This is a genomic window from Solwaraspora sp. WMMD937, assembly GCF_029581175.1.
Lineage (GTDB): Bacteria > Actinomycetota > Actinomycetes > Mycobacteriales > Micromonosporaceae > Micromonospora_E.
The window spans coordinates 4,139,674-4,157,439 of sequence record NZ_CP120738.1; the positions used below are offsets into that span (position 1 = coordinate 4,139,674).

General features: G+C 70.7%; 19 protein-coding genes. 13 read left to right on the top strand and 6 right to left on the bottom strand.

Going from position 1 to position 17,766, the window contains the following annotated elements:
• Positions 1–10 precede the first annotated feature (10 nt).
• From hisS to urtE, 7 genes are all read left to right on the top strand, one after another.
• Positions 11–1,348, top strand: a complete 1,338-nt coding sequence (hisS, locus tag O7621_RS18320; protein WP_282230389.1) for a histidine--tRNA ligase — start codon at positions 11–13, stop codon at positions 1,346–1,348.
• Between the two features lie 158 nt (positions 1,349–1,506).
• Entirely contained in the window at positions 1,507–2,424 is a 918-nt protein-coding gene (locus O7621_RS18325) for an acyl-ACP desaturase (RefSeq protein WP_282234642.1), read from the top strand.
• A gap of 282 nt (positions 2,425–2,706) precedes the next feature.
• Entirely contained in the window at positions 2,707–3,882 is a 1,176-nt protein-coding gene (urtA, locus tag O7621_RS18330) for an urea ABC transporter substrate-binding protein (protein WP_282230390.1), read from the top strand.
• 33 nt (positions 3,883–3,915) lie between these two features.
• The gene (gene urtB, locus O7621_RS18335) at positions 3,916–4,791 is read left to right on the top strand and encodes an urea ABC transporter permease subunit UrtB (RefSeq protein ID WP_282230391.1); all 876 of its coding nucleotides are present in this window, start codon (positions 3,916–3,918) and stop codon (positions 4,789–4,791) included.
• Positions 4,788–5,996, top strand: a complete 1,209-nt coding sequence (gene urtC / locus O7621_RS18340; protein WP_282230392.1) for an urea ABC transporter permease subunit UrtC — start codon at positions 4,788–4,790, stop codon at positions 5,994–5,996. The genes urtB and urtC overlap by 4 nt, the downstream gene beginning before the upstream one ends.
• Positions 5,993–6,814 (top strand): urea ABC transporter ATP-binding protein UrtD, encoded by an 822-nt coding sequence (urtD, locus tag O7621_RS18345; protein ID WP_282230393.1) that lies wholly within the window; start codon positions 5,993–5,995, stop codon positions 6,812–6,814. Before urtC ends, urtD begins: the two co-directional genes overlap by 4 nt.
• Positions 6,815–6,819: 5 nt before the next feature.
• The gene (gene urtE, locus O7621_RS18350) at positions 6,820–7,512 is read left to right on the top strand and encodes an urea ABC transporter ATP-binding subunit UrtE (RefSeq protein WP_282234643.1); all 693 of its coding nucleotides are present in this window, start codon (positions 6,820–6,822) and stop codon (positions 7,510–7,512) included.
• Between the two features lie 31 nt (positions 7,513–7,543).
• Here urtE and O7621_RS18355 read toward each other — a convergent pair whose 3' ends face one another.
• Entirely contained in the window at positions 7,544–8,077 is a 534-nt protein-coding gene (locus tag O7621_RS18355; protein WP_281554496.1) for a PaaI family thioesterase, read from the bottom strand.
• Between the two features lie 56 nt (positions 8,078–8,133).
• Between O7621_RS18355 and O7621_RS18360 the strand changes: the two genes are divergently transcribed.
• Both O7621_RS18360 and O7621_RS18365 read left to right on the top strand, forming a co-directional pair.
• Positions 8,134–8,616: a helix-turn-helix domain-containing protein gene (locus O7621_RS18360; protein WP_282230394.1), complete on the top strand. Its 483-nt coding sequence runs from the start codon at positions 8,134–8,136 to the stop codon at positions 8,614–8,616.
• A 17-nt stretch (positions 8,617–8,633) separates the two neighbouring features.
• A complete protein-coding gene (locus tag O7621_RS18365) occupies positions 8,634–9,026 on the top strand; it encodes a VOC family protein (protein WP_282230395.1) in 393 nt (130 codons plus the stop codon).
• 43 nt (positions 9,027–9,069) lie between these two features.
• Here O7621_RS18365 and O7621_RS18370 read toward each other — a convergent pair whose 3' ends face one another.
• From O7621_RS18370 to O7621_RS18390, 5 genes are all read right to left on the bottom strand, one after another.
• A complete protein-coding gene (locus O7621_RS18370) occupies positions 9,070–9,918 on the bottom strand; it encodes an ABC transporter ATP-binding protein (RefSeq protein WP_282230396.1) in 849 nt (282 codons plus the stop codon).
• Positions 9,915–10,787, bottom strand: a complete 873-nt coding sequence (locus O7621_RS18375; RefSeq protein WP_282230397.1) for an ABC transporter permease — start codon at positions 10,785–10,787, stop codon at positions 9,915–9,917. The genes O7621_RS18370 and O7621_RS18375 overlap by 4 nt, the downstream gene beginning before the upstream one ends.
• Positions 10,784–11,824, bottom strand: a complete 1,041-nt coding sequence (locus O7621_RS18380) for an aliphatic sulfonate ABC transporter substrate-binding protein (protein WP_282230398.1) — start codon at positions 11,822–11,824, stop codon at positions 10,784–10,786. Before O7621_RS18380 ends, O7621_RS18375 begins: the two co-directional genes overlap by 4 nt.
• A gap of 52 nt (positions 11,825–11,876) precedes the next feature.
• Positions 11,877–13,058: an agmatinase family protein gene (locus tag O7621_RS18385; protein WP_282230399.1), complete on the bottom strand. Its 1,182-nt coding sequence runs from the start codon at positions 13,056–13,058 to the stop codon at positions 11,877–11,879.
• Between the two features lie 230 nt (positions 13,059–13,288).
• Positions 13,289–14,236 (bottom strand): helix-turn-helix transcriptional regulator, encoded by a 948-nt coding sequence (locus O7621_RS18390; protein ID WP_282230400.1) that lies wholly within the window; start codon positions 14,234–14,236, stop codon positions 13,289–13,291.
• 68 nt (positions 14,237–14,304) lie between these two features.
• Here O7621_RS18390 and O7621_RS18395 point away from each other — a divergent pair, with 68 nt between their 5' ends.
• The 4 genes from O7621_RS18395 (at position 14,305) to O7621_RS18410 (ending at position 17,766) form a co-directional block, all read left to right on the top strand.
• Positions 14,305–14,508, top strand: a complete 204-nt coding sequence (locus O7621_RS18395; protein ID WP_348650086.1) for a hypothetical protein — start codon at positions 14,305–14,307, stop codon at positions 14,506–14,508.
• A gap of 83 nt (positions 14,509–14,591) precedes the next feature.
• Entirely contained in the window at positions 14,592–15,392 is an 801-nt protein-coding gene (locus O7621_RS18400; RefSeq protein ID WP_282230401.1) for a methyltransferase domain-containing protein, read from the top strand.
• Between the two features lie 38 nt (positions 15,393–15,430).
• Positions 15,431–16,537 (top strand): enolase C-terminal domain-like protein, encoded by a 1,107-nt coding sequence (locus O7621_RS18405; RefSeq protein WP_282230402.1) that lies wholly within the window; start codon positions 15,431–15,433, stop codon positions 16,535–16,537.
• A complete protein-coding gene (locus O7621_RS18410) occupies positions 16,537–17,766 on the top strand; it encodes an MFS transporter (protein ID WP_282230403.1) in 1,230 nt (409 codons plus the stop codon). The genes O7621_RS18405 and O7621_RS18410 overlap by 1 nt, the downstream gene beginning before the upstream one ends.

Here is a 17,766-nt window from a genome sequence, read left to right on the forward strand (position 1 = left end):
GGACACCTTGATGAGCAAGCCCAGGCCGATCTCCGGCTTCCCGGAGTGGTCGCCCCCGCAGCGGATGATTGAGCAGTACGTCATCGACCGGCTGCGGCACACCTTCGAGCTGTACGGGTTCGCGCCGCTGGAGACCCGCGCGGTGGAGCCGCTGGACCAGCTGCTGCGCAAGGGGGAGACCTCGAAGGAGGTTTACCTGCTGCGCCGGCTGCAGGCCGATCCGGGTGCCGAGGCCGGTGACGACGCCCTCGGGCTGCACTTCGACCTGACCGTGCCGTTCGCCCGCTACGTGCTGGAGAACGCCGGCAGACTGCAGTTCCCGTTCCGCCGCTACCAGATCCAGAAGGTGTGGCGCGGCGAACGGCCGCAGGAGGGCCGCTACCGCGAGTTCCTGCAGGCCGACATCGACATCGTCGACCGCGACGTGCTGGCCCCGCACCACGAGGCCGAGCTGCCGCTGGTCATCGGCGACGCGCTGGCCAGCCTGCCGATCCCGCCGGTGCGGATCCAGGTGAACAACCGCAAGGTCTGCGAGGGCTTCTACCGGGGGATCGGGCTGACCGACCCGGACGCGGCGCTGCGGGCGATCGACAAACTGGACAAGGCCGGCCCGCAGCGGGTGGCCGAGCTGCTGGCCGAGACGGCCGGTGCGAGCGACAGCCAGGCCAAGGCCTGCCTGTCCCTGGCGGAGATCTCCGCACCGGACGCCTCGGTCGCCGACGCGGTCCGTGGCCTCGGCGTCGAGCACCCGTTGCTCGATGACGGGCTCACCGAGCTGGTCGCGGTGCTGGAGACGGCGGCCGCGCACGCGCCCGGCCTGTGCGTCGCCGACCTGCGCATCGCCCGGGGTCTGGACTACTACACCGGTACGGTCTACGAGACCCAGCTGCAGGGGTACGAGCGGTTCGGCTCGATCTGCTCGGGTGGCCGCTACGACGACCTCGCCTCGGCCGGGGCGGACCGCTTCCCCGGCGTCGGCATCTCGATCGGGGTGTCCCGGCTGCTGGGGCTGCTGTTCGGCGCCGACGCGCTGGCCATCTCCCGGCCGGTGCCGACCTGCGTACTGGTGGCGCTGCCGGCCGAGACCGACCGGCCGGCCGGCAACCGGGTGGCCGACGCGCTGCGTCGGCGGGGGATCGCCACGGAGGTGTCGCCGTCGGCGGCCAAGTTCGGCAAGCAGATCCGGTACGCGCAGCGCCGTGACATCCCGTACGTCTGGTTTCTCGGGGTCGATGGTGAGCCGGACAGCGTCAAGGACATCCGCCTGGGGGATCAGCTGCCGGCGGCTGCGGACGCCTGGTCACCGCCGTCAGCGGACCTGCGACCGGTGGTGACCGGCCGACGGTGACCACTCAATCGACATAGCGGACATACAGCGGTGATAGCCGCAAGATCGTCGGGGAAAGTGGCGGCGCGGCCCGACTTAACCTACGGTTGCGTAAGTTACGCCGTCGTAGGTTACCCCCGGTAGGGAGAACGTCGTTGACCGTCGCCGCCACCACCCCGATGTCCCAGACCGCGCTGCTCGTCGAGCTCGAACCGGTGGTCGCCGAGAACCTCGACCGGCACCTCAGCCTGGCCAAGGAGTGGTTCCCGCACGAGTACGTGCCGTGGAGCGACGGGCGGACCTTCGACGGCCTGCTCGGCGGCGAACCGTGGTCGCCGGAGGACTCGCAGATCCCGGACGTCGCCCGTACCGCGTTGATCGTCAACCTGCTCACCGAGGACAACCTGCCCTCGTACCACCGCGAGATCGCCACCCTGTTCGGTCGCGACGGTGCCTGGGGCACCTGGGTGCACCGGTGGACCGCCGAGGAGGGTCGGCACGGCATCGCCATCCGGGACTACCTGACCGTCACCCGGGCGGTCGATCCGGTCGCGCTGGAGCGGGCCCGGATGGTGCACATGTCCAACGGGTACGCCAACCAGCACGACGACGAGGTGCTGCACTCGCTGGCGTACGTGTCGTTCCAGGAGCTGGCCACCCGGATCTCGCACCGCAACACCGGCCGGGCCACCGGTGACCCGCTCTGCGAGCGGCTGCTGGCCCGGGTCGCCGCCGACGAGAACCTGCACATGATGTTCTACCGCAACCTGCTCGGCGCGGCATTCGAACTGGCGCCGAGCCAGGCGATGCGGGCGGTGGCGGACGTGGTCGCCGACTTCCAGATGCCGGGCGTGGGCATCGAGGGTTTCGCCCGCAAGTCGGTGGCGATTGCCATGGCCGGCATCTACGACCTGCGGCAGCACCGCGACGAGGTGCTCGCGCCGGTGCTGCGCCAGTGGGACATCTGGAACGTCACCGGGCTGGACGCCGACGGCGAGGCGGCCCGGGACCAGATCGCCGCGCAGATGACCCAACTGGACACCACGGCGTCCCGGTTCGAGGCCCGGCGGGAGGAGCGGCGCACCCGCGGCCGGTGAGTGCTGTCGCGGCAGTTTGCGAACCGTGAGATGCGGGTCCCGTGGCTGGTCGGCCACGGGACCTTCGTCGTGTGTGGCCCGTCCACCGTGCCCGTCCGGTCTGTCGACCGCACAGCGGTCCAGGTTCGTTGTGAGACGGGCTTAACGCGTTGGAAATCGATGGGTCAAGATTCATGAAACTCGGCGTCCCTACGTTTCGTGGCACCACGACTTCGGCTGAAGGGGAGTTGGATGCCACGACGCTTCCGGGGCGGCCTCGCCGCACTCTGTATATTGTCGACATTGGTTGCCGCGACCGCCTGTGCGGAGGACCCCACGTCCTCGGCCGGTGGCGGCGGTGACTCCGACACCATCAAGGTCGGTATCCTGCACTCGCTGAGCGGCACCATGGCGATCAGCGAGGTCACCGTACGCGACGCAGAGTTGCTCGCGATCGAGGAGATCAACGCCGCCGGTGGCGTGCTGGGCAAGCAGATCGAACCCGTCGTCGAGGACGGCGCGTCGGACTGGCCCACCTTCGCCGAGAAGGCGCAGAAGCTCATATCCCAGGACAAGGTTGCCACCGTCTTCGGTGGCTGGACGTCGGCCAGCCGCAAGGCGATGCTGCCGGTCTTCGAACGCAACAAGGCGCTGCTGTGGTATCCGGTGCAGTACGAAGGGCTGGAGAGCTCCGAGTACATCTTCTACACCGGGGCCACCACCAATCAGCAGATCGTCCCGGCTCTGGACTACCTCGCCGAGCAGGGTCACCAGACGATCTTCCTGGTCGGCAGCGATTACGTCTTCCCGCGTACCGCCAACAAGATCATCACCGCGTACGCCGAGGCCAACGGCATGCAGATCGTCGGCGAGGAGTACACCCCGCTGGGCCACACCGAGTACAGCACCGTGGTCAACAAGCTGCAGCAGGCTCAGCCCGACGCGGTGTTCAACACCCTCAACGGCGACAGCAACGTCGCCTTCTTCAAGCAGCTGACCAGCGTCGGAGTCACCGCCGAGACGATGCCGACCGTGTCGGTCAGCGTCGCCGAGGAGGAAGTCGTCGGCATCGGCCCGGACAACGTCGCCGGCCACCTGGTGGCCTGGAACTACTACCAGACCACCGAAGGTGAGCGGAACACCGCCTTCGTCGAGGCATTCAAGGCCAAGTACGGGGCGGAGAAGGTCACCTCCGACCCGATGGAGGCCGGCTACAACGCGGTCTACCTGTGGGCGGCGGCGGTCGAGGCGGCCGGCAGCACCGACGTCGAGGCGGTCAAGGAGGCCGCCGGCGGGATCAGCATCGAGGCACCGGAAGGCACCGTCACCATCGACGGCGACAACCAGCACGTCTTCAAGACGGCCCGGATCGGCGTGGTGCAGCCCGACGGGCAGATCCAGGAGGTGTGGAACTCCGGTGAACCGATCAAGCCGGACCCGTACCTGACCGGCTACGACTGGGCCGAAGGCCTGTCGTAACAGGCTAGTAGCAAGCGGAGGGAGGTGCCCGCCATGGCGGTACTCAACCAACTGGTCATCGGCGCGAGCATCGGAGCGGTGCTGCTCCTGATCGCGCTGGGACTGACGTTCACCTTCGGACAGATGGGCGTCATCAACATGGCCCACGGGGAGTTCATCCTGGCGGGCGCCTACACCGCGTACATGATGCAAGGGCTGGTCGGGGCGCAGGCCGTCCCGGCCGCCCTGCCGGTCGCGTTCCTCATCGCCGGCACCATGGGCCTGATCCTGGAACGGCTGGTGATCCGGCGGTTCTACGGTCGGCCGCTGGACACGCTGCTGCTCACCTTCGGAGTCAGCCTGATCCTGCAGCAACTGGCCCGGGACATCTTCGGCGCGCCCAACGTGCAGGTCACCGCACCTAGCTGGCTCACCGGCGGGATCGACGTGGCCGGCGTACAGCTGCCGTACAACCGGATCTTCATCATGGCGCTCGCGGTCGGCTGCGTGGTGGCGATCTCGCTCTACCTCAGCAAACTGTCGTACGGCCGGCGGATGCGGGCGGTGATGCAGAACCGCGAGCTGGCCGCGGTGACCGGGGTGGCCACCCAGCGGGTCGACCAGCTCACCTTCTTCATCGGCTCCGGCCTGGCCGGTGTCGCCGGGGTGGCGCTGACCCTGATCGGCCCGGTCGGGCCGTCGCTGGGCACCTACTACATCGTGGACGCGTTCCTCGTCGTCGTCGCCGGGGGACTCGGACAGCTGCGCGGGGCGGTGATCGCGGCGGTCGCCCTCGGCGCGATCAACAGCTTCGTCGAATTCTGGACCGATGCGAGCCTGGCCAAGGTGGTGGTCTTCGCAGTGATCGTGGCCTTCCTCCAGTTCCGTCCGCAGGGCATGTTCGTCCTCCGTTCCCGGGCGCTGACATGAGCGCCGCCCGGACGACCACCCCCGCCACCGGGCCGGCCCGGCCGGCCAGCCGCTGGCCCGGACCGGTCGGCTTCGTCGCCGGCGGCGTGCTGCTGCTGGTGGTGGCACCGCTGGTGCTCAGCCCGTTCCGGCTCGACCTGCTCGCCAAGTACCTCTGCTACGCGATCGTCGCGGTCGGCATCTACCTGGCCTGGGGGCGCGGCGGCATGCTGACCCTCGGCCAGGGCGTGTTCTTCGGGCTCGGCGGCTACGCGATGGGCATGCACCTCAAACTTGCCGACGCCGGCGAGGGCAACCTGCCCGATTTCATGGTGTGGAGCGGGGTGGAAACCCTACCGGCCATCTGGGGGCCGTTCCGCAGCCCGGCGTTCGCCCTGGTCATGGTGGTCGTGCTGCCCACCGTGGTGGCGCTGATCCTGGGCACCCTGGTGTTCCGCCAACGGGTGCGCGGCGCCTACTTCGCCGTACTGTCCCAGGCCCTGGCCGCCGCGTTCGTGATCCTGCTGGTCGGCCAGCAGGGCCTCACCGGCGGCACCAACGGCCTGACCAACGTGCAGTTCTTCTTCGGCCTCGACCTGTACGACCCGACGCAGAAACGGATCGTCTACTACGTCGCGGTCGTCGCGCTCGGCCTGGTCTTCCTCGCCGCCTGGCAGCTCACCCACTCCCGGTTCGGCAAGCTGCTGGTCGCCATCCGCGACGGTGAGGACCGGGTCCGCTTCCTCGGCTACGACCCGGCCGTGGTGAAGACCATCGTGTACGCGCTGTCGGCGGCCATGGCCGGGATCGCCGGCGCGCTGTTCGTGCCGGTGGTCGGCATCCTCGGCCCGGCCGACCTCGGCGTCGTACCGTCGATCGAGATGCTGGTCGCGGTCGCCATCGGCGGGCGGTTCTCCCTGGTCGGTGCGGTCGGCGGGGCGATCCTGTTCAACTACGGCAGCACCGTGCTCAGCGAACAGTGGCCGTCCGGCTGGCTCTACCTGCTCGGCGGCCTGTTCATCGCGGTGATGATGTGGGCGCCGCGCGGCCTCGCCGGGCTGCTCGCCGACGGCTGGGCGGCGGTGCGGCACCGTTGGCCGGGCCGCGCCGGACCGGCTGGACCGACCGCACCGGTCTCCCCGGCGGCCGGCACGGACGGTGCCACCACCGACGCCGCCGGGCGACCGGCGGAGACCACCGTCGGGGTCGGGGGTGCGAAACCATGAGCGGCAAGCTGGAGGTACGCGGCCTCGACGTCGTCTTCGACGGCTTCCGGGCGATCAGCGACCTCGACCTGACCGTCGAGCCGGGGGAGCTGCGCTTCCTGATCGGCCCCAACGGTGCCGGCAAGACCACCCTGATCGACGTGGTCACCGGCCGGACCCGGCCGGCGTCCGGCTCGGTGCGGTTCAACGGCCAGGAGCTGGTCGGCCGCCGTGAGCACCGGATCGTCCGGCTCGGCATCGGCCGGACCTTCCAGACGTCGGTGGTCTTCGAGCAGCTCACCGTGCTGGACAACCTAGACCTGGCGGCCAGCTTCCGCCGGCGGATGGTCGGCCTGCTGCGCCGCCGGCGCGGTGTCTCCGACCAGGTGTCCCGAGCGCTGGACACCACCGGTCTTGCCGACCTGGCGTACCGGCCGGCCGGGGTGCTCTCCCACGGGCAGCGGCAGTGGCTGGAGATCGGCATGCTGATCGTGCAGCAGCCCAGTCTGCTGCTGCTCGACGAGCCGGTGGCCGGGATGAGCCGCAGCGAGCGGGACCGCACCGGTGAGCTGCTGCGCGAGGTCGCCAAGGACCACACGGTGATGGTGATCGAACACGACATGGAGTTCCTGCGCCGGTTCGCCAGCACCGTCACCGTGCTGCACGAGGGCCGACTGCTCTGCGAGGGCACCGTCGCTCAGGTGCAGGCCGACCCGCGCGTGCAGCAGGTCTACCTGGGGCGCTCCGGTGAGGAGGGTGCTGAACCCGCCGTACCGTCGGCTGGTTCCGTCCCGTCGACCGCTGCCGGACCGTCAGCCGCTGAGGAGGCGTCGTCGTGAGTGCCATGTTGACCGTCGAATCGCTCGACGTCGCGTACGGTCGGGCCCAGGTGCTGTTCGGGGTCGACCTGCAGGCCCCGGCCGGGTCGCTGGTCTGCGTGATGGGCCGCAACGGGGTCGGCAAGACCACCCTGCTGAAGGCGATCACCGGGGTGCTGCCGGTGCGGTCCGGCCGGGTGACGTTCGCCGGTCGGGACATCACCAGGCTGCGCACCCACGAACGGGTCCGGCTCGGTCTCGGCTACGTCCCGCAGGGCCACGAGACGTTCCCGCAGCTGACCGTCGCCGAGAACCTGCAGGTGGCGGTCGAGGCGGCCCGGACCGACAAGGCGGCGGTCGACGAGGCGCTGGACCTGTTCCCGGCGCTGCGCGGGCTGCTGCGCCGCCGGGCCGGGTTCCTCTCCGGCGGCCAGCAGCAGCAGTTGGCGATCGCCCGTGCCCTGGTCACCCGGCCGAAGATGCTGCTGCTCGACGAACCGACCGAAGGCATCCAGCCGTCGATCATCATCGAGATCGAGGAGGCGATCGAACGGCTGCACACCGAGGCCGGGCTGGCGATCCTGCTGGTCGAGCAGTATCTCGAACTGGCGCTGCGGCTGGCCGACCGGTTCGTCATCCTCGACGCCGGCGAGGTGGTCCGGGCCGGCGACAAGGCGGACCTGCGCGACGAGTCGGTCCGCCAACTGCTGTCGGTGTGACCCGGCCGGCACCGGTCGGCCGGACCTGCCGTCAGCTGGTCGGTGGCAGCTCGAACAGCAGGCAGGACGAGGTGGCGTGGGCGGTCAGCCGGCCGGCGGCGTCGGTCAGCTTCGCCTCGGCGTACGCGGTGCGCCGACCGCGCTGCACCACGGTGCCCTCGCAGCGCAGCGTGCCCGAGGCGAGCGTCACCGGGCGCAGGAACTTCACGTTCAGGTCGATCGAGGTGTAGCTCGTCCCGGCCGGCAGCACCGAGTGCACCGCGCAGCCGGCCGCAGTGTCCAGCAGGGTCGAGATGATACCGCCGTGCACCGTGCCCAGGGCGTTGTAGTGGAACTCCTGCGGGGTCAGCACGGTGACCACCCGGCCGTGCTCGGGCTCCAAGCCTTCGAGGCCCAGCATCACCATCACCGGTGGGGCGGGGATCTCACCGGAGGCCATCGCCTGCAGTTGACCCAGCCCGTCGAGGCCGTTCAACGCCGCCAGCCGCACCGTGGCGGGGTCGGTCCACGAGAAGGTGCGGCTGCGCTGCGCCGCGTCCGGCGCCGGCTGCTGAGTCTGTGTCATAGACGCAGCCTGGCAGTCGGTTGCTAGGTCTGTCAACAAGACCTAGCCTGGTCGGGGTGAGACCTACCGCACTCGACTGGTCCATCGACAACTGCACCATCGCCCGCACCATGGAGATCATCGGCGAGCGGTGGACCGTCGTCGTGCTCCGCGAGGTCTTCAACGGCGTACGCCGGTTCGACCAGATGCGCGAGCGCACCGGCGTGCCCCGCCAGGTGCTGACCAACCGGCTCACCATGCTGGTCGACCAGGGCCTGCTGCGCCGGCACCCGTACCAGGAACCGGGGGAGCGGCAACGCTACGAGTACCGGCTCACCGGCAAGGGCCTCGACCTGTGGCCGGTGCTGGTCGCCCTGCTGCAGTGGGGCGACCGGTACTGCGTCGACCCGGACGGCTCCCCGCTCGCCGTCGCGCACCGCGACTGCGGGGCCGAGGTCGGCGTCACGATGCGCTGCGCCGCCGGCCACGACGTCGCCGACCCCCGCGACGTACTTCCCCGCCCCGGCCCCGGTGCCCGCCGCCGCGAACCGACCGGCTGAAGTCCTACGCTGCGGGCGTGCACATTTCGCTCACCGCCATCGTCGTCGACGACTACGACCCGGCCATCGACTTCTTCACCACCGTCCTCGGCTTCGATCTGGTCGAGGACTCCCCGTCGACGACCAACGACGGTCGCCCCAAGCGGTGGGTGGTGGTGCGGCCGCCCGGTGCCGAGACCGGCATCCTGCTGGCCCGCGCCGACGGCGACGCCCAGCGGGCGGCGGTTGGCAACCAGACGGCCGGTCGGGTCGGCTTCTTCCTCCGGGTGGACGACTTCGAGGCCGCGTACCAGCGGATGGTGGACCACGATGTGCGGTTCGTGACCGTGCCGCGCACCGAACCGTACGGCCGGGTGGTGGTCTTCGTCGACATCGCCGGCAACCGGTGGGACCTGATCGGCCCTGCCTGAGCCCGAGCCGCCGAACCCGGCCGACGTCAGCCGGCGGTCACCGTCAGCCGCCGGACCCGGTGGCGGCGTGCCGCTGGTGGTAGGCGCGGACCTGGTCCTCCACCTCGGCGCGCAGCGTCAGGAACTCCGGCAGCCGTTTGACGGCCAGGTCCCGGGGTGTGCCGTCGCGGTCCGGCGGCAGCTGCACCGGCAGGTCGGCGGCGAGCCGGCCCGGGTCGCTGGCCAGCACCACCACCCGCTGGCCGAGGAAGACCGCCTCCTCGACGTCGTGGGTCACCATCACCACCGTGGTGCCGGTGTCGGCCCACACCCGGCGGACGAACAACTGCATGTCCTCCTTGGTCTGCACATCGAGGGCACCGAACGGCTCGTCGAGCAGCAGCACTCGCGGTTCGCAGGCCAGCGCCCGGGCGATCGCCACCCGCTGTCGCTGCCCGCCGGAGAGCTGCTTCGGCAGCGCGTGCCGCAGCCCGGTCAACCCGGTCTCGGCCAGGTACCAGGCGACCCGCCGGGCCCGTTCGGCCCGACTGACCGGCAGCAGCTCCAGCCCGAACGCGACGTTGCGTTCCACCGTCCGCCACGGATACACGGCACCGCTCTGCAGCACCAGCCCCCGGTCCGGACCCGGCCCGGTGACCGGCGCACCGTCGAGCAGCACGGTGCCCCGGCTCGGCGCGGACAGCCCGGCGATCAGCGACAGCAGGGTGGACTTGCCCGACCCGGATGCGCCGACCAGGCAGACGAACTCGCCCCGACGTACCGCAAGATCCACCCCGTCGAGTGCGCGCAGCGAGCCGCCGGCGATGGTCCGGAAGTCCTTGCCGACGCCGTCGAGGCGCACCAGCGACGGGCCTGGGCCCGAAGTGGCAACCGAACCTTCGGTCACGGTCACGATGCCCACCTCCCGACCCGGTCGCGGGTCGTCCGCAGCGCCAGGTCGATCGCCACCCCGATCAGGGCGATCACGATCAGTACGGCGAAGATGTTGTCGAGCTGGTTGAACCGCTGCGACCGGACGATCCGGTAGCCCAGCCCGGACTGGGCGTTGATCAGCTCGGCGACCACCACGAAGTTCCACGCCGCCGCCGCGTTGACCCGGATCGCGTCGATCATGCCGGGCAGCGAGTGCGGCACGATCACCTTGCGCAGCACCTCGAACCGGCGGGCGCCGAGGGTGTACGACACGTCGATCAGCCCGGCCGGCACGGTGCGGACCACGTTGGCGGTCATCAACGTATTGAAGAAGACCGTCGCGATGAAGATCAACGCGACCTTGGACGGCTCGCCCAGCCCCAGCCAGATGATCAGCAACGGGATGAACGCGCTGGCCGGCAGGTACCGCAGCAGGCCGATCATCGGCTCCAGCGCCGCCCGACCGGCCTGGAAACTGCCCATCAGCAGTCCGAGCGGCACCGACACCGCCACCGCCAGGCCGAAACCGCGCAGCACCCGGCCGACGGTCGCTGCGGTGTCGGTCCACAGCTGACCCGTCCGGGCCATCTCCACCCCGGCGGCCACCGACTCCAGCGGCGACGGCAGGAAGTCCGGCTGCCCGTCGACCAGCATGCTGCCGATCTGCCAGGCGGCCAGTGGCACCACGATCGAGGCGACGGTCAGCGTCCACCGGCCGGTCGCCGGGATCGGCGTCCGGATGGCCAGTAACGCCGGGACCCGGCGGGCCGGTCGCCGCCGGGGCAGCGGCCCCCACGACGCCCGGTCCGCACGGTCGGTGGCCGCAGCCGGTTCCCGGGTGACGGTCACGGCGACACCGCCGCGACGAACTGCCCGTCGAGCAGCCCGTCCAGCGGCGGTGCCTCGTCCACCAGACCGGTCGCCACCAGGAACTCGGCGATCGACCGGGCCTGGAAGTCCAGGTTGGCCGGGGTGTCGCCCGGCTCGAACGCCGCCTGGTTGTCGGCCAGGTCGAAAATCGTCGTCCCGGCGTCGTACGTGCGGTAGTCCTCGACGCTGACCCCGGCCTGCGCCGCCATGATCTCGACCGCCTCGTCCGGGTTGTCGGCGATCCAGTCCAGGGTGTCGAACCAGGTGTCCACCACCGCCTGGACCTGCTCCGGATGCGCGGCCACGAACTCCGAGTCGAACACCAGATGGTCCGGGATCGCGCCGGGGTGCTCCGCCGAGGTGGCGATCGCCCGGCTGCCCTCGCGGCCCAGCGCGGTGGTGGTGAACGGGGCGAACGCGCCCACCGCGTCGACCTGCCCGGCCAGGAACGCGGCGGCGGCCGCGTCGGTCAGCAGTGGGCTGATCTCGACGTCGTCGGCGCTCAGGCCGGCCTCGGCCAACGCCAACAGCAGCAGGTAGTGGTCGACCGTACCCTCCTCGATCGCGATCCGTTTGCCGGCCAGATCGGCCACCGAGTCGATCCCGGGCGCGGCGATGATCTGGTCGTTGCCGGTCGAGTTGTCGTTGACCAGCACCACGGTCTGCGCTGCGCCACCGCTCACCGACGACAGGGTGTCGTTGAGGGTCTGACTGTTGGCGTCCAGATTGCCGGTGGCCAGCGCGGTCAGACTGTCGGTGTAGCTGTCGAAGTAGGTCAACTCGACGTCGACGCCGTTGTCGCCGAACAGCCCCTGCTCCTGCGCGACCTGCCAGGGAAACCAGCCCGGCCAGGCACTGAACCCCAGCCGTACGGTGGTCGAGCCGTCGCCGTCGGTGGTGGAACCGTCGTCGCCGTCGGCGCAGCCGGCGGCGCTCACCAGCAGCGTCGTCGCGCAGGCGGCGGCGATCAGCCTCCGGGTGGTGGAACGGCGGGAAAATTTGGGGGTACGTCGCATCTCTATGTCCTCCTGCGGAAGGGAAACTACGGGGGATCGGCGCCGCGTCGGCTCAGCGCTCAGTGGCTCGATGGCGCGGCAGGTGCCCGGCGCGGACCAGACAGCCGAGGGTGTCGCAGATGACCCGGGTGGCGATCAGCGAGGTGATCTCGGCGTTGTCGTACGGCGGCGAGCACTCCACCACCTCGATGCCCGCCAACGGCCGTTCGGCGATCAGCTGGATGAACTTGAGGACTTCGCGGGGCAGGAAGCCGCCCGGTTCGGGCCAGCCGGTGCCGGGCACGAACGCGGCGTCCAGGCAGTCCACGTCGAACGACAGCCAGACCGCCTCGGCGCCGTCCCAGGCGACTTCGAGGGCCTTCTCGGCGGCGGCCTCGATGCCCATCTCGACGCAGTCGGTGACCGTCATGATCGTGGTGCCGCGTTCCCGGCCGACCTTGACCCCGGGGCGGGGCGCCTGCCAGCCGCCGATGCCGATCTGCACCAGGTTCTTCGGCGGCACGTTCGGGATGTCGGTGGCGTGGAACCACGGGGTGGTGTGCATCCGCTCGTCGAGGTCGGTCTCCTGGGTGTCGACGTGCCGGTCGAAGTGGATGATGCCCAGGTTGCCGTCGAGGTGTTCGGCGACCCCGCGCACCGTCGGGTAGCCGATCGAGTGGTCCCCGCCGAGCACCACCGGGAAGGCCCCGGAGGAGTAGACGTGGCTGACCGCCTTGGAGATCTGGTCGAAGGTCTTCTCGATGTTCGCCGGGATGGTGAAGACGTCACCGAGGTCGGCGATCGTGATCGACTCGCGCAGGTCGACGCCGAGTTCGAACGAGTACGGCCCGTACAGCGCGGAGATCTTGCGGATACCCTGCGGCCCGAACCGGGTTCCCGAGCGGTACGTCGTGCCACCGTCGAACGGCGCGCCGAGCACCGCCACGTCGTACTCGCCGCAGCGGCGCACGTCCTCGACGTACGGTGCCTTCAGGAAGGTGTTGATCCCGGCGAAGTGCGGCAGCTCGCCACGGGAGAACGTCGGGATCCGCTTGTCGACGATCGAATCGGCACCGGGCAGGCCGTACTCCAGGCCCCGGGCGATCTCCTCTTCCCACTTGGTGGTGGGCAGTTCGGCCTCGCGGGCGACCGCGTACGCTGCCTCCGGGCCGTAGCTGCCGTGCAGCTCGGGTTGGTCGCTGGGCTGCTGGTCGCGGTGCTGGTGACTGTGGTGATGATGGTGGTGCAAGCCCACGGGGCACCTCCGAATGAGGGCCTGGCTGAGGCACAGCCAGACATCCGGCTGCCTCCCGGGCTTTTGTCCCGCCGTGGAACGCCGCCCGCCACGCTGGCGGCCCGACGCCTGCACCTCTCGGACCTGTCCCGTCCCCGGCTGCCCGTGCCTGGCTGCCCGGCGGCGGCGGAACCCTAGGTGCGCCTCACCGTTGGTGAGTCACCCCGGAGTAGACGCCGCTGTGGTTTCGGTCACTTTGCCGACCCGTTGCCGTCGGGTATCGGCTGCGCCCGGGCGGCCAGGTCGGACCAGACCCGCTCGTACGCAACGACGTGCGCCGGCTGGTCGAGGTGCATCGTCCCGGTCAGGGTGTCGAGCCGGACCAGCCCCGACCCGGCCGGCCGCCGTCCGGGGACCGTCGTGGCGGCGGCGAAGCGCAGCAGGGTGAACGGGTTGGTCATGCCGGCGTGCGCGCCGCCGGCCAGCGGCAGGACCCGTACCGAGATCCCCGGCCTGATCGCGAGCGCCCGCAGGTGGTCGAGTTGCGCCCGCGCCGTCGCGTCGTTGCCGACGGTACGCCGCAGCGCCCCCTCGCCGACGATCGCCTGCACCGCCGGCGGATGCGGGTGGGTCAGCAGGTGCCGCTGCCGCGCCGCCAGCTGGTCGAGGCGGGCGGCGATGTCGTCGTCGCTGCGCAGACCGGCCGGGCAGCGCAGCAGCGCCTCGGCGTACCCCGGGGTCTGAAGCAGGTCCGGCAGCGTCGCCTGGCCGTAGCAGCGGATGAGCGTCGCGGACTGTTCGAACACCGGGTACGGGTCGGCGTCGATCGGCAGTCCGGCCAGCCCGTCGTGCCACCAGCGCCCGCCGCTGGGGCGGTCGATCTCCGCCGCGAGGGCGAGCAGCCGTTCCCGGGTCTCGTCGTCGGCCCGGTACAGCCGGCACATCGCCGACATGTCCGCTTCGGTCCAGCGCACCCGCGGGTCGCCGGCCTCGATTCGCCAGAGCGTGCTGTTGCCGCGTCGCAGCTTGTCGGCGGCGACGTCCTGGGACAGCCCGGCCTCGTACCGCAACGCCGCCAGGCACCGTCCCACCTGCCGCCGCAGCAGGGCCGTCCCGCCGGCCTGCGCGTTGATGCCCGCCGTCCGGGCAGCTCTCCCGTTGTACGTCTTCGCCCGTCGGCCGTCACCCCTGCCAGTCATACCCAACAGGGTGAAACAATTACGGGCAACCGTCAAGTGCGGTTGCCTGCAGCCTAACTTGCGAGAGTGTGGACATCGACCTGGTCGGCAGCGCTGAGATAGCCGAGATGCTGGGCCAGCCAGGCGGCCCGCTGTCCCGTCAACGCACGTACACCATCACCAGGTCTCGAACCTTCCCGCTGCCGGTTGCGAAGCTCAAACAGGGTGAGGTTTGGCTTCGCGCCGATGTCGAGCGGTGGATTCAGGAGAACCGGCCGCCCCGGGTCAGCTGAGCCGCGTACCGTCGTGATCCCGCAGTGGCCATAATGTGGGAAGCTGCTCCCGAATTGCGAGACAGCCGGTCTATCGTCGGAGCATGTCAGCTGTATACACGCACGGTCATCACGAGTCGGTGCTGCGCTCCCACCGCTGGCGTACCGCCGAGAACTCGGCCGCGTACCTGCTGCCGCACCTGCGGCCCGGCCAGGCGTTGCTCGACATCGGCGCCGGTCCCGGCACCATCACCATGGACCTCGCCGCGCTCGTCGCTCCCGGCCGGGTCACCGCCACCGAGGTCACCGACGAAGCGCTCGCCCTGTCCCGCGCCGAGGCGCAGGCCCGGGGCGTCACGACTGTCGACTTCACCACGGCCGACGTACACGATCTGCCCTTCCCCGACGACGCGTTCGACGTGGTCCACGCCCACCAGGTCCTCCAGCACGTCGGCGACCCGGTCCGCGCGCTCGCCGAGATGCGCCGCGTCTGCCAGCCCGGGGGAGTGGTCGCGGCCCGCGACAGTGACTACGACCGTTTCGCCTGGCACCCCGCCGTACCCGAGCTCGACGAATGGCTCGCGCTCTACCAGGCGACCGCCCGCGCCAACGGCGGCGAACCGGACGCCGGTCGCCGCCTGCTCTCCTGGGCGCGGGCCGCCGGGTTCGGTGACGTCACGCCCGGCGCCTCCGCCTGGTGCTACGCCACCGACGAGGACCGCCGCTGGTGGGGGACCATGTGGTCGGAGCGCATCGTCGCCTCCGAGATGGCCCGGCAGATCCTCGCCGCCGGCACCGCCACCCCCGCCGACCTGCGACGGCTCTCCGCCGGCTGGCTTAGCTGGGCCGACGCGCCCGACGGCTGGTTCGCCATCCTGCACGGCGAGATCCTCTGCCGTCCCTGACCCGGACGCCAGATCGATCACCGTGGATTATCGGCGTGGTGCGTGACAAGCTGATCCGCATGGAGCTCGACGTCCGTCGGATGACCCTGCGCCTGTTGACGGTGTTCCGGAGTTCACAGCACTCCTACGACTCGACGGACACCTGCCTCAGCGCCGTCGTCCACGACGGCGTCACCGGCCTGGGTGAGGGCACACCGGCCTGGGCGCACGGCGAAACCGTCGAGCAGGTCGTCGCGGCGGTCGCCGAACACGGCAGAGACGTCCTCGGCCCGGACCTGTCCGATCCGGACCGGGTCCTGGACCGGGTGGCCGACTGGGACGGACCGGTCGGCGCGCGGATGGCACTCGACGGCGCGGTGCACGACTGGGTGGGCCGGTCCGCCGGCGTGCCGACATGGCAGTTGTACGGCGTACCGCGCACCATGCCCGAGCCGACCGGGTACACGATCGGGCTCGGCAGCGTCGCGCAGACCCTGGAACTGGTCGCGAACGCGCCGCCGGTCGGCGCGTTCAAGATCAAGGTGCGCGGCGCCGAGGACCTCGACCGGCTGGCCGCCGTCCGCGCGGTCACCGACCTGCCGGTGCGGATCGACCCCAACGAGGCGTGGGACCTGCGGACCGCGCAGGAACTGACCCCGGCCCTGCGTGCCCTCGACATCCAGCTCGTCGAGCAGCCGTTCCCGAGAGACGCGGTCGAGGCGTACCGCCGCTACCGTGAGCTGCCCGACCGGCTGCCGGTCTTCCTGGACGAGGGCTGCACCGACGTGGACAGTGTCCGGGCGGCCGCCGGCCTGGCCGACGGGGTGGTGGTCAAGTTGGCCAAGTCCGGCGGGGTCCGGGCCACCCGACGGGTGATGGAGGCCGCCCGCCAGGCGGGCCTGTCGGTGATGCTCAGCTGCAACTGCGAGTCGGAGCTAGCGCTGAGCCAGGCCGCCCTACTGGCCCCGCTGGCCGAGCGCATCGACATCGACAGCCAGTTCCTCCTGCGCGACCCCCCGTTCCGGGGGCTGGGCCTCGACCAGGGGCGGATCGTTCTCGGCGACGCCCCAGGGCTGGGCGTGCTGCCGTCCGACCAGCATGCCTTCGGCGGCGTCGACCCGTCGACCGGGGTCGGTGTCCCATCCGACGGCGGGCCGGCCGACTGATGGCCGCACCGGCCACCCCCCGCGCGGCTGCGGGCAACCGCCCCTGGTCGGCGTTGCGCAGGGGTTCCTTCACCCGGGCCCAGTGGGCCGTGCTGATCGGCGGATTCCTGGTCAACGTCGGCTCGTTCTCGATCTATCCGTACCTGGCCGTGCTGCTGCGGGAACGCATGGGCGTGGGCATGGCGCAGGTCGGGGTGGTGCTCGGGGCGGCGACCCTGGTGCAGTTCGCCAGCGCCCCGGCGACCGCTGCGGTGGCCGAGCGGGTCGGTCTCAAGCGGGCCCTGGTGGCGGCCCTCACGCTGTACAGCCTCGGCGGGGCGGCGTTCCTCGCGGGACAGCGGTTCCCGGTGCTGACCGTCGCCGGCCTGTTGCTCATCTCCGGCGGCGGATCACTGTACTCGCCGGCGTACCGCAGCTATCTGGTGCACGAGGTGGGCGACGAGCAGCGGCCCCGGCTGGTGTCGGCAGGCAACGCCGCAGGCAACCTCGGTATAGCGGTGGGGCCGGTGGTGGGGGCGTTGTTCGTGCACCGGCCGACCGTGATGTTCGCGGCCGTGACGACGGTGTACGCCGGTGTGGCGCTCGGTCACGTCTTTCTCCGCCGGGAGCGGCAGGTCGCCGACGCGCCACCGGTGGAGCCGTTCCGGCGGATGCTGCACGGGGTGGCGGTGCTGCCGTTCGTCGTCACCGCCGTGTCGTTCTACGTGCACATGCAGTTCTACCAGTACCTCTCCAGTTACGCCCAGGGCCGGATGGCGACCCTGTTGTTCGGGGCGGCGATGATGGGCTATTCGCTCGGCCTGGTGGTGGTGCAGCCCCTGGTCGCCGAGCGGGTGGGGAGGATGAGCTACCCGGCGGCGATGGCCATCGGATTCGGTGCCCTGGCGACCGGGATGGCCGCGTTCGCGGTTGGCAACGGTCCGGCGGTGGTCTGCGGGGTCGCCGCGATCAGCGCCGGCAGCGCCGTGTTGTTCCTCAAGAACGACCTCGAAGCGTTGGCGGGGTCGAGAAGGTCGGCGACGGTGGCCTTCGGCCAGCAACGGCTCGCGGTGGGGGTCGGTTCGTTCCTCAGTGGCGTCGCCGGGGGCAGCGTGTACGGGGCGTTCGAACAAGTCGGGTTCCTACCCGGCTTCTGGCTGGTCGTCGCCGCCCAGTGTGTCGTCCTTCCGGTGCTGGTGCTCACTGTCGGGCGATGGCTGGGACGCCGCGTACCGCAGCAGGGTTCCTAG